An 11794-nucleotide genomic window follows, 5' to 3' on the forward strand; every position below is an offset into this window, starting at 1 on the left:
ATAGTTTGTTAAGGTTGGCTAAAATAGCATCAGCTAGAAAGTGAAACTCTAGACAACTCAAACACTAATCAAGTATAACAGGGTTCATGTACGTGTGGTTGATGTGTACCGATCGCTCCAACTTGGAAGGGGGATTGTCACATTAATCTAAACGAGCCATAACGACGCAAATAAAAGGTTTCATCTATGACTTTATTTTGGATACCCTTGCTATCCTTAATTGGCAGTTTTATCTCTGCATTTACGGGAAAGCTTTCTCGTAATCAGTCGACTGCTATAACCTTAGTAGCGCCAGCAGTGGCAATTTTACTTGCTGTTGATCTCGCTCCTGCCGTTTTCGCAGGAGAGACTATTCGGTACACATTTGAATGGGTTCCGCTTCTAGATATTAACATCGCGTTTAGACTGGATGGTCTTGCGTTGCTGTTCGTTTTCATGATCTTGGGCATTGGTATGCTGGTTATCTTCTATGCCAGATACTACCTTAGCAGTAATGATTCCATGCCTAAACTTTATGCTTACTTAATGCTCTTTATGACCGCCATGCTTGGTATCGTTATGTCTAATAACGTATTACAGCTTTGGTTATTCTGGGAGCTTACCAGTATTAGTTCATTTTTACTTATTAGCTATTGGTGGCATAAGTCAGAGGCCCGCAAAGGGGCGAAAATGGCACTTGCGATCACTGGTGGTGGCGGTTTAGCACTGCTTGCCGGCTTGATGTTGATAGGAGATATTGTAGGTAGTTATAACCTGGATGTGATTTTATCGAGTCGTGAGCTTATTCAATCCCATGCATTATATGAAGTGGCGTTAATCCTTGTGCTACTGGGCGCATTTACCAAGTCCGCACAGTTTCCATTCCATTTCTGGTTACCGCACGCGATGGCTGCACCAACGCCTGTAAGTGCGTACTTACACTCTGCGACTATGGTGAAAGCTGGAATATTCTTACTGGCGCGCTTTTATCCTGCGCTGGCGGGTACAGAGCTGTGGTTTATTCTCGTTGGCTTAACTGGCTTAGCGACGCTGCTCGTTGGCGCTTATATTGCGTTATTTAAACATGATCTAAAAGGTCTTTTGGCGTTTTCAACGATCAGTCATTTAGGCCTTATTACTTTATTACTTGGTCTGGATACCGAACTTGCGACTGTTGCAGCGGTTTTCCATATTATCAACCACGCAACGTTTAAGGCTTCTTTATTCATGGCGACGGGGATCATCGACCATGAAACGGGCACTCGTGATATGCGTAAACTCAACGGTATGTGGCGATTTATGCCCTATACCGCAACGCTTGCGATGGTTGCCGCTTCTGCGATGGCTGGGGTGCCGCTACTTAATGGTTTCTTGTCAAAAGAAATGTTCTTTGCCGAGACGCTACACCAGCAACTTCTGGGCTCTATGTCGTGGTTGATTCCAATTTTGGCGACAATCGCCGGTGCATTCTCTGTTGCGTATTCGGCGCGATTTATTCATGACGTATTCTTCAACGGAGATCCAATTGATTTACCCAAGGAGCCGCATGAAGCGCCACGCTATATGCGTTTTCCAATCGAAATCTTGGTCGCTTTATGTTTGATAGTCGGCATGTTCCCTAACTTTATCGTTGATGGCATGTTAAAGACAGCATCAAGTGCGGTATTAGGGGAGGCTGCGCCAACCTTTGAAGTTGCTATTTGGCATGGCTTTAACTTACCACTGCTTATGAGTGGCCTTGCGGTATGTGGTGGTTTATTAATTTATACTCAGCGCAAATATCTATTCCAATTCCAAGCTTCATTACCGCCAATGAACGCTAAGAAAACGTTTGAACGCACTATGTACAACATTGTGTCTTGGAGTCGCGCGCGCGTAAACGCAATAGAAAATGGTTCGTTACAGCGTTATCTGATGCTGATGTTTATCGTTGTGCTGGTGAGTGCAGGCTGGCCATTGTTTGAAATGTCACAGTTAGTGGGTAATTTAGAGCCGACGCCAATTGACGTACATAACGGTATTGGTGCTGGTTTATTAATGATTGGAGCGATTGGCACGGTTATCTGGCATCGTACTCGTATGGTTGCACTGCTAATGATTTCGGTTGTTGGTCTCATGGTGTCGGTTGCCTTTACGCGCTTCTCAGCACCGGATCTGGCACTTACTCAGTTAACGGTAGAAGTAGTGACCATTATTCTGTTGATGCTTGCGTTATTCTTCTTACCGCAAAGAACGCCGAAGGAGTCTAGTTCTATTCGCGTACTCCGTGATATGGGTATTGCTTCAGCAATTGGTGTGATCATCGGAAGTATCAGTTACGCCTTGATCACAAGGCCATTGGATAGTATTTCTGAGTTCTTTATTGCAAACGCCAAAGTTGGCGGTGGCGGGACGAATGTCGTTAACGTTATCTTAGTGGATTTCCGTGGTTTTGATACGCTAGGTGAAATTACTGTACTGGGTATTGCGGCACTAGGGATTTATAAGTTACTGATTAATTTGCCATTGTTTATGCCTGGCAGTGACAGTGAAGGTAGACCTTGGGCGAAAGAAAGATATCCGCTACTGCTGGCAAGTATTTCACAAAGCTTATTGCCTTTGGCATTGCTGGTCTCGGTTTATATTTTCTTGCGCGGCCACAATCTGCCGGGTGGTGGATTTATCGCGGGCCTAATCACGGCGATAGCCTTTATTTTACAATACATTGCTCATGGTTCGAATTGGATTGCAGAGCGCTTTGATGTCAATTACCGCAAGATTATTGCAACGGGTATCGCTATTTCTCTAGCAACCGGTGTGGGAAGTTGGTTCTTTGGCAAACCATTCTTAACCTCATGGTTTGATTATTTTGATATCCCATTGGTAGGTAAAACTGAGCTGGCAAGTGCCATCGCATTCGACCTTGGTGTTTATATCACCGTGGTAGGTGCAACGCTGATGATTTTGGCGAGCCTAGGTAAAGTAACGGCAAATGCGCCCAAAGAAGAGGTGAATATTTAATGGAATTGCTTTATGCATCGTGCGTGGGCTTGCTAGTAGCCTGTGGCGTATTTTTGATTCTACGAGCAAGAACATTCCCTGTTGTTCTTGGTTTAACTATGTTGTCTTATGCGGTCAACTTGTTTTTGTTCGCATCGGGTAGATTGACCTTAAACAAAGCTGCAGTGCTTGGTTATAGCAGTGAGTATGCAGATCCACTGCCGCAAGCCTTGGTATTGACGGCAATTGTTATCGGGTTCGCGATGACGGCATTTGTCGTGATCTTAGCTATTCGCGGTCGTTCTGATTTGGGTAATGACCATGTAAATGGCATTGTTCCTGACAAAAAGGGTAAAGCATGATCCAACATTTGACTTCTTTACCTATTTTATTACCTATGTTGGCAGGGGTGATCCTGCTGATGCCACCGTGTGGTAAGAACTTAGCGATTAGGCGTAAAGTTTCAGTACTCATGTCGCTAATTACGTTTACAGTTTGTGCCTCACTTTTACTACATGTTCAGCAGTCTGGCATTCAGGTTTATGCGATTGGTAACTGGCAAGCACCGTTTGGTATTGTGTTAGTTGCTGATCAACTTTCTACTCTGTTAGTCAGCTTAACCGCTTTGTTGTGTTTTGTGTGTTCGCTGTATAGCTGTGCCGGAGACGACGAACGAGGAAGTTTCTTCCATCCGTTACTGCACTTTTTGGTGATGGGGGTAAATGGAGCCTTCTTAACTGGTGACGCGTTCAACTTATTTGTATTCTTTGAGATTTTGTTGATAGCGTCTTATGCGCTGTTAATGCATGGTGGCGATAAGCACAATACCCGTGCTTCACTGCAATACGTGATCCTAAATCTAGTAGGTTCGTCGGTATTTTTGATTGCATTAGGTATCTTGTACGGTGTGCTTGGTACCCTAAACATGGCGGATATGGCATATAAGATCACCTTCTTACAAGGAGATGATGTTTATCTTGCTAAAATTGGCGGCTTGTTATTATTGGTTGTATTTGCGCTAAAAGGCGCCTTGCTACCGCTTCATCTATGGCTGCCAAACACCTATGCAACCGCGTTACCTGTTGTAGCTGCTTTATTTGCAATCATGACTAAAGTGGGTGTGTATTCTATGATGCGTGTGTATACACTGATTTTTGGCGATCAAGCCGGTGAATTAAGTCATATGGCACAAGAGTGGCTATGGTGGCTCGCTCTGGCGACTATCGTCATGGGTGGGATTGGCGTACTTGCTAGTCAAGATTTGCGTAAGCTGTCTGCAAATTTAGTGGTGGTGTCAGTTGGCACTCTAGTTGCATTAGTCGCCGTACAAACGGTAAATAGCAGCGCTGCAGCCATTTACTATTTAGTGCATTCGACATTAGTGTCTGCTGCTTTGTTCTTACTTGCTGATTTAGTGGGGAAACAAAGGGGGAAAGTCGCTGATAGGATCACCGCGGGTCGCCCAGTAGTTCAACCTATGTTACTTGGCATCATGTTTGCAATTGCGGCAATCACTGTGATTGGTATGCCGCCGTTATCAGGCTTTATTGGCAAAGTATGGATCTTAAAGTCGACCATCGAGTCGAGTCACACGTATTGGTTTTGGGCGGTGTATTTGTTAGTAAGCTTAGCGGTATTAGTAAGTGTCTCAAAAGCTGGTAGCACAGTGTTTTGGCATCATACAGGTAAGGTCGATACACAATCGGCAGAAAAAGCGCACCCAGCCCAAATTATCGCAATTCTTACCTTGATAACTTGTGCGCCGTTAATGGTGATTTTTGCCGGTCCATTGACTGATTACGCATTGTCGGCAGCCGACTCTTTACACGACTTTTCTAGCATGACGAATGCTGTGTTAAAAGGAGCGAAATAGATGCGTTTAGAAGCAAGGTTTAAATGGCTACCAACTCCATTTCGCAGCTTACTGCTATTTACTGTGTGGTTATTGATGAATAATAGTGTGTCAGCTGGGCATATTATTCTCGCGACTATTCTAGCGATTGTGATCCCGCTTATTACCTATCGGTTTAGAACTAAGCAGCCACTGATCATTAAGCCATGGCGTGCGTTTACTCATTTGCTGTTGGTGCTTTACGATATCATCACAGCCAACGTTGAGGTTGCGATAAAGATCTTAGGACCAACGAAGAAATTGCGCCCCGGTTTCGTGTTGGTGCCGCTCGATATAGATCAAGCTATGCCAATCACTATTTTAGCCAGCACGGTATCTTTAACTCCTGGCACCGTAAGTGCTGAGGTATACCCTTGGCCTGAGTCTGTAAAAAGTGGCGAAAAACCAGAACGTAAATACTTATTGATCCACGTGTTAGATCTTACGGATGAGCAAGCGTTGATTGATACTATTAAATCTCGTTATGAAGCGCCATTGAAGGAGATTTTTGAATGCTAGAAACTGTAATTCTTATTGTCTTTGCGATGATAGGTGTATCACTTTTGCTAAATCTTTGGCGTTTGGTTGTTGGACCTTCAATTCCAGATAGAATTTTAGCGCTCGATACCATGTACATAAATACCATTGCGCTTATTATTCTTTACGGAATGAGTATGGGAACTGCATTGTACTTTGAAGCCGCATTATTAATAGCAATGCTTGGTTTTGTAAGTACGGTTGCGGTATGTAAGTATTTGCTACGCGGCGACATCATAGAATAGGAGAGCGATATGTCGGAATGGATAATTTCCATTTTATTACTGTTAGGTGGTGCGTTTGTATTGATAGGCTCTATTGGTCTTGTGAAAATGCCTGACTTTTTTATGCGTCTCCACGGTCCTACAAAGGCCACAACGCTTGGAATGGCGTGCTTATTGACCTCGGCAATGGTGTATTTTAGTACCACGACTGATGGTGTGAGTGTAAAGGAAATCTTGATTTCAATATTTTTGCTGCTCACTGCCCCTATTTCTGGATATATGCTGATTAAGTCAGCAATACATCACCGCTTGCCGAGTAATGAAAAGACGACAGGCAAAGACAAGATAAAAAAATAGTGCTTCGGCGCTATTTTTTTACCCATCACTTTATAATTTATTCCCTAAATAATCCCACTCAAGCATCATAAATTTCAGTACGTTATTAAATTTTTTGCTACAGTTAAAAAAGACTTCATAGTCGCCGATAAAAATAGGGGTCACTCGTTTTATCAAGTTGATGATGAACGTGCAGTGCAATTTGTTTGCATACTAAGTCTAAAAACTGGGAATGTTATGAAACAAGCTTCGATTAAAAACAAACTCTTATTCTTTGTAACAGCATTAGTAACGAGTTTGGTTGTTATATTAGTGACAACAATGTGGTTTCACCTTGCAGCAGAAAATACCAAGCAAAGTGAAGGGGTCCAACAAGCGATTTATGATGAAATATCCCAAGGTCTTATCGCTAAAGGCAATCAATATGGGCAACGTGTGGCTGGCTTTATCAATGAAGCCTATCGTGTTCCTTATACTTTGGCGGGTGTACTATCTCATACCGCCGAGCAGGATCCTCTGAGCCGTGAACAAGTGCAAGAAATTGTCAATGGTGCACTAAAGCAAAATCGCTTTGTGTCTTCTATGTATGCACAGTTTGAACCGAATGGTTACGATGGCAATGATGCCAGTAATCAAGGTGGTTCGAGTCACTCTGTGCCGGGCGCTGGTACCTTAGAGCTCTACTTTACTCAAGAAGCCAATGGTCCGATGCAACAAAAAGTTGAGTCGGCAGAAGAAAAATATGCCGATGCAATCAATGAGTTTGGCCTACGAGAAGCCGAGTGGTATCTGTGCGCAAAAGATAAAGTAGCGCCGTGTATCATGGAGCCCTATTTATATGAAATTTCTCCGGGCAACAAAATGCTGATGACCTCATTGACCACACCAGTCGTGGTCAATCGTCAATTTAGAGGCTTAGTGGGCGTGGATGTAAATTTGCCGATTTTCCAAACCATGGTCGACGAGCTCTCAAACTCGCTTTACTCAGGAGCCGCTAAGGTAACCTTGTTAAGTGAGTTGGGTCTTGTTGTGGGTTCTAGTCACTACAAGAATTTAGCCCGCCCACTTGCTGAGTCGACAAAGTCAGATAGGGCTGAGGTGTTAAAATCGCTGCACACAGGTTCTGGGATTAAAGAGCTTGGTGAAGACTTAGTCGTAGCGGTACCGATTAAAATTGCGTTACCAAACACCACTTGGTCTCTAGTAATCGAACTACCTAAGGCAATTGCACTTAGTTCTGCCACAACGCTGCAAAGTCAGCTGGAGGAGTCGACAAACTCCGTTGGTCGCTGGATGCTCATTATCGGTATTGTTATTGCTGTTATTGGCATTGCCATTGCGGTGGTATTAGTGAACACAATTATCGGCCCGCTTACGCATATTCAGGAGCGGGTAGAGAACTTAGCTTCTAGCGAAGGCGATTTAACGCATGAACTAGAAGTGAGTCATCATGCTGAGTTGATTGCCTTGGCACATGGCTTTAACCGCTTTACTGATAAACTACGAAAGATGATTGATGACCTCAAAGGTCTTGCTGAATCTTCCTACGAGCAGTCGCATCGAACAACAGAAGCCGCGATAAACATCAAAAACAAAGTCGCTAATCAGCACTTAGAAATAGATAGCGTAGTTACTGCAATTAACGAACTCAGTGCAACTGCTTCAGAGGTGGCTCGGGCATCGGAAAAAGCGGCTGCAAGTACGAATCAGGCCGCAGATCAAGTTCAGCAAAGCGAACAAAGCATCATTAAAACGACCGAAACGGTGCAATCAATGGCGGATCAAGTCATTGATGCAAAACAAGCGGTCGTGAAGGTATCTGAGCGCAGTGATGATATTTCTAAAATACTAGAAGTGATCAGAGCTATTGCAGAGCAAACTAATTTACTGGCCTTAAACGCGGCAATTGAAGCGGCAAGGGCAGGGGAGCAAGGGCGTGGTTTTGCGGTTGTTGCAGATGAAGTTCGAGCTTTGGCGTCAAAAACACAAGCATCGACGGACGACATTAGTAAACTAATAGATAACCTACAGAGTGAAGTCGCGAACTCAGGCCGGATCATTGAGAGTTCTGTGCAGCTAGGTGAAGACGCAGTGAGTTATTGCCAAGAATCGGCTAGGTTAATGAGTACGCTAGTTGCTGAGCTGACAAGCATTTCTAACGAAGTAACACAAATTGCTACGGCTGCGGAAGAGCAAAGTATGGTTACCGAAGAAATTAATACGAATACGACGGGCATTTCAGATGCCGCTGCTGAGCTTTCGAAGTTCGCAGATGAAGTAGAGCAAGCAGCCAGTTCAATGACGCTGATAGTCGAACAAAAACACAAGCAACTTAATTTATTAAGAACGTAAGTTTGTTGGTTTGCAAAGAGACTGGAGACAGTCTCTTTGCAGCTATGGTGTTTTTCGTCAAAATTCACTATGATAACTGTATCTATATACAGTTAAGCTAATCATGAAACTCTATATCGCAGAAAAACCCTCTTTAGGCCGAGCAATCGCCGATGTCTTACCAAAACCACATAAAAAACAAGATGGTTATATAGAAGTCGCGAATGGTGATGTGGTTTCTTGGTGTATAGGTCACCTGTTGGAACAAGCAGAACCTGAAGACTACGACGTCAAATACAAAAAATGGCAGTTTCATGATCTACCAATCGTGCCGACTCAATGGCAGTTCAAAGCAAAGCCAAAAACAAAAAAGCAGCTTAGCACTTTAAAAAAGTTACTCACAAAAGCCGATGAAATCTACCATGCTGGAGATCCTGATAGAGAAGGGCAATTGCTCGTGGACGAAGTATTTCAATTTGTAAACTTGCCTGAACGGAAAAGAGCAACGATCCGACGCTTGTTGATCAGTGATTTAAACCCACAAGCTGTGAAAAAGGCATTGGCTTCGACACGTTCTAATCAAGAATTTGTTCCTTTAAGTGTATCTGCACTTGCAAGAGCTAGAGCGGATTGGCTATTTGGGATGAATTTAACCAGAGCATTTACGTTGGCCGGGCAAAAAGCGGGAGTGAATACTGTTTTGTCGGTTGGCAGAGTGCAAACTCCGGTACTTGGTTTGGTTGTTAGAAGAGATCTAGAAATAGAGAACTTTGTATCTAAACCATTTTATGAGGTGATTGCACACATCAATAAACCAAATTGGGGTGTTTTTGAAGCTAAGTGGGTACCAAGTGAAGCATGTAAGCCCTATATGGACGAAGATGGGCGTGTTCTGGTTAAGGCCTTAGCCGAAAACGTTGCGGATCGGATCAGTCAAAAGCAAGCAACAATAAATAAGGTTGAAACAAAACCAAAAAAGATAAACCCGCCGTTACCCTATAACCTTTCTTCTTTGCAGATTGACGCAAATAAGCGCTACGGTTTATCGGCTCAGCAAGTGTTGGATATTTGTCAGGCACTTTATGAGAAACATAAATTGATCACTTACCCTAGATCAGATAACCGTTATCTACCACAAGAACATTTTGTTGAAAGAGAGCAAGTCATTGCGGCTGCCGAGCACAATCAGGGAATAGAAAGTAAGTTTATTAAGTTAGCTGACATGAATCTAAAAGGAGCGTGTTGGAATGATAAAAAGGTAGAAGCGCATCACGCTATCATTCCAACCACTAAAAAGCTCCGCAGTGCTCAGCTTGGGCATAGAGAGTTACAGGTCTATCAACTCATCTCTGTACAGTATCTTGCGCAATTCTTTCACCCCTACCGCTACAACGAAACTAAAGTGGAGTTGGAGATTAGTGGTGGTCAATTCAAAGCACAAGCGAAGCAAATAACAGATCAAGGATTCAAGATACTGTTTAAAGGTCATGAGGTAGAGAAAGAAAGCCTATTGCCGGAGTTACAGGTGGGAGAGCAACTTTTATGCGAGAAAGGTGAAGTTAAAGAAAAACAAACTCAGCCGCCAAAGCATTACACTGAAGCTACCTTATTAGGTGCAATGACAGGTATTGCACGGTTTGTTTCCGATCAATCTATCAAAAAGGTATTGAAAGACACTGATGGGCTTGGTACTGAGGCGACGCGGGCCGGAATTATTGAGCTTTTGTTTAGACGGCAGTTTCTTAGACGAGAAGGTAAGACGATATATTCTACGGCGCTGGGAAAGGCATTTATTCAAACCCTACCTGAGTCACTTTCATTACCAGATAGAACTGCGCTCTGGGAGTCATTGCTCGGAAAGATCGCCAATAAGGAAACGTCGTATAATCAATTTATGCAACCGCTTTGTGATGAGTTAGGTGGATTTATTGACAGCGCTCAGTCTATCAATACGAATGCACTGAAAGGTGTTCCTGTACCTGCATTTAAAAAGCGTGGTGCAAGAAAGGGGAAATTTACCCGAAAGAGAAAGCCAAGCTCTGCATAATTGTTTTCTTGGCTTGGTTGTAAATTCAGATAGTGCCACTATATCAACCATATTAATTACTCAGACAGAAAATAGAATATGAGCAATAAAATCCAACTAACCCCTGAAAACATTCAGCAAGTAATAACCGATCCAAATCCAGAGAAAGTGTTATTGCTGACCTTTTATAGCAATCAAAATCCTGAATGTGTTCAGCAAGACCAAATATTGGAGAGGATAGCGGCAGCTTATAGTGAGCATATAACCGTAGGCGTTATTGATTGTGATGTCCAACAAGCGCTGGCATCTCAACTCGCTCAGCAAATTGGTTTACAAGCTTTGCCAACGATTGTGATTTTAAAAGGTGGTGCGCCAGTAGATATGCTGGCAGGGGCAAAAACAGAAGAAGAAATAAAAGAAGCTTTGTCTGAGCATTTACCATCACCTGAAGTTATTTTACTTGATCAAGCGAAGCAGTTCCTCGCAAGCGGTGACCTAAATAATGCCTTTGGTTATGCGAAGAAGGCATACGACATTGACAGTAGTAACACTCGGGTTAAGTTGGTGTTTGCGGATATCTGTATGCAAATTCAAAAATTTGATGAAGCTCAAGCGTTATTAGATTCTATAAATGAAGAACAGCGAGACCCGTATTACCACAATTTAGTCGCTAAATTGGCGCAAGCTGCGGCTGCACAAGATTCACCAGAGGTAAAGCGTCTAGAGCAAGCGGTGGAAGCTGAACCTGATTCATTAGACTTACGTTGTCAGTTAGCTCAAGCTCAGTTAGATGTGGGTAAAAAAGAAGAAGCATTGGCAAGCCTACTTATGGTGCTTAAGAAAGATATGAACTACGGTGAAGCCAAAAAGGGATTTTTAGATATTATCGCTTCGCTTCCTGATGGCGATAGTGTTGCTTCAGCATATCGACGAAAGCTATATAGTCTTCTTTACTAAAAGAATAGATAGTTGAATACCAAGATACAGGTGGAAATTTCTTCAACTGTATCTTGCATCCTCCCAAATTTGATCAATACTTATGATCCCTTCGCGAAAACTGGTGACAGTTTTATGAAGAAAATATTTCATTAATGTGGTTTTTAAGTGGTTTTGTGTGTTTTCTGTTCGAACAAACCTTTTTTATAAGTTTTAATGAAAAAAGGGGTTGCACTAAAATTGGATTTCCCTATAATGCGCATCCACCGACACGGGGAACGGCGCTGAAAAGCAACAGACTAACGAGTTGGGAGTCAAGTAAAACTTAAGTTCGAAACTTCTTCTAAAGAAATTCAAAATTAAGTGTTGACAAAAAATTGGGAATGCTTAGAATGCACACCCCTCGAAACAACGAAATGTTTCGAAACGTTCTTTAAAAATATGAAGCAATCATCTGTGTGGGCACTCGTACAGATTGAGTTCTAACAGCAGATTCTAGTTCGCTAGATGACGCAAACAAATTTAGAGTCTCAATTGTAACTGAGTGACTATATA

Annotated in this window: 9 protein-coding genes; all 9 read left to right on the forward strand. The window is 42.8% G+C overall.

The genetic code is table 11. The annotated features are described in order from the left end of the window. Window positions 1-186: 186 nt before the first annotated feature. The 9 genes from L3V43_RS14980 (at window position 187) to L3V43_RS15020 (ending at window position 11260) form a co-directional block, all read left to right on the forward strand. Window positions 187-2979, forward strand: a complete 2793-nt coding sequence (locus L3V43_RS14980) for a monovalent cation/H+ antiporter subunit A (RefSeq protein ID WP_017217780.1) — start codon at window positions 187-189, stop codon at window positions 2977-2979. Then, window positions 2979-3320 (forward strand): Na+/H+ antiporter subunit C, encoded by a 342-nt coding sequence (locus L3V43_RS14985; RefSeq protein ID WP_010370832.1) that lies wholly within the window; start codon window positions 2979-2981, stop codon window positions 3318-3320. Before L3V43_RS14980 ends, L3V43_RS14985 begins: the two co-directional genes overlap by 1 nt. Next, a complete protein-coding gene (locus L3V43_RS14990; RefSeq protein ID WP_045989682.1) occupies window positions 3317-4831 on the forward strand; it encodes a monovalent cation/H+ antiporter subunit D in 1515 nt (504 codons plus the stop codon). The genes L3V43_RS14985 and L3V43_RS14990 overlap by 4 nt, the downstream gene beginning before the upstream one ends. Then, window positions 4832-5368 carry a Na+/H+ antiporter subunit E gene (locus L3V43_RS14995; RefSeq protein ID WP_010607877.1) on the forward strand — a complete coding sequence of 179 codons (537 nt, stop codon included), beginning with the start codon at window positions 4832-4834 and terminating at the stop codon, window positions 5366-5368. Beyond that, window positions 5362-5631, forward strand: a complete 270-nt coding sequence (locus L3V43_RS15000) for a K+/H+ antiporter subunit F (protein ID WP_010370838.1) — start codon at window positions 5362-5364, stop codon at window positions 5629-5631. Before L3V43_RS14995 ends, L3V43_RS15000 begins: the two co-directional genes overlap by 7 nt. A gap of 9 nt (window positions 5632-5640) precedes the next feature. After that, on the forward strand, window positions 5641-5967 hold the full coding sequence (locus L3V43_RS15005; RefSeq protein WP_010370840.1) for a Na+/H+ antiporter subunit G: 327 nt from the start codon (window positions 5641-5643) through the stop codon (window positions 5965-5967). Window positions 5968-6183: 216 nt separating this feature from the next. Beyond that, a complete protein-coding gene (locus tag L3V43_RS15010) occupies window positions 6184-8298 on the forward strand; it encodes a methyl-accepting chemotaxis protein (protein ID WP_010607878.1) in 2115 nt (704 codons plus the stop codon). Window positions 8299-8401: 103 nt separating this feature from the next. Further along, window positions 8402-10324: a DNA topoisomerase III gene (locus L3V43_RS15015; RefSeq protein ID WP_010607879.1), complete on the forward strand. Its 1923-nt coding sequence runs from the start codon at window positions 8402-8404 to the stop codon at window positions 10322-10324. A gap of 78 nt (window positions 10325-10402) precedes the next feature. Continuing rightward, on the forward strand, window positions 10403-11260 hold the full coding sequence (locus L3V43_RS15020) for a tetratricopeptide repeat protein (protein ID WP_010607880.1): 858 nt from the start codon (window positions 10403-10405) through the stop codon (window positions 11258-11260). Window positions 11261-11794 lie beyond the last annotated feature (534 nt).

This window comes from Pseudoalteromonas sp. L23, from assembly GCF_021728455.1.
Taxonomy (GTDB): domain Bacteria; phylum Pseudomonadota; class Gammaproteobacteria; order Enterobacterales; family Alteromonadaceae; genus Pseudoalteromonas.